This window comes from Mesorhizobium sp. PL10, from assembly GCF_053714315.1.
The window spans coordinates 1-456 of record NZ_JBSKBR010000202.1 but is presented as its reverse complement, the minus strand read 5'-3'; the positions used below and the strand labels follow the sequence as shown (position 1 = coordinate 456).

At 65.8% G+C, this 456-nt stretch carries 1 protein-coding gene; it reads right to left on the bottom strand.

Features of this window, described 5'->3' with window-relative positions; genetic code table 11:
* A partial coding sequence (locus ACWGTO_RS33860) for a transposase (protein ID WP_454579002.1) occupies positions 1–456 on the bottom strand: 456 nt, incomplete at both ends.

The following is a 456-nucleotide window of genomic DNA, read 5'->3' as shown; positions in this document are numbered from 1 at the left end:
TGGCTGTCGGCGCGGATCAGGATCCGGGTGTTGGGCCAGTTGCTCCGGATCGCCCGCACCAGGCGGCGCAGGTGGGGGCGGATTTCTGCCCCACTTGGCCGCCTCGCCGGTCGCAGGACCGCACCGACGAACCGGCCGTCGCCATCGAACACCACGATCGGCTGGAAGCCGTACTCGTCGTGATGGGCATTGAACAGGCGAAGCTGCTGGCTGCCGTGCACGGCGTCAAAGGTGTCGTCAATGTCGAGCACGATCCGCTTCGGAACCTGCCGGAAGGAGGTGCAGTAGAGGTCGACCATCGCCCGGCCCATGGCGAGCAGCGAGCGCACATCGGGCAGGTTCTCCAGCCGACACATCGTCGATTGCGACGCCAGATCCCGACCCGAAGGGGGTGCATCCTGGGCCATCTTGAAGATCGGATCGGAGCGCAGCCGGTTGGCATCATTGCCATCCTCA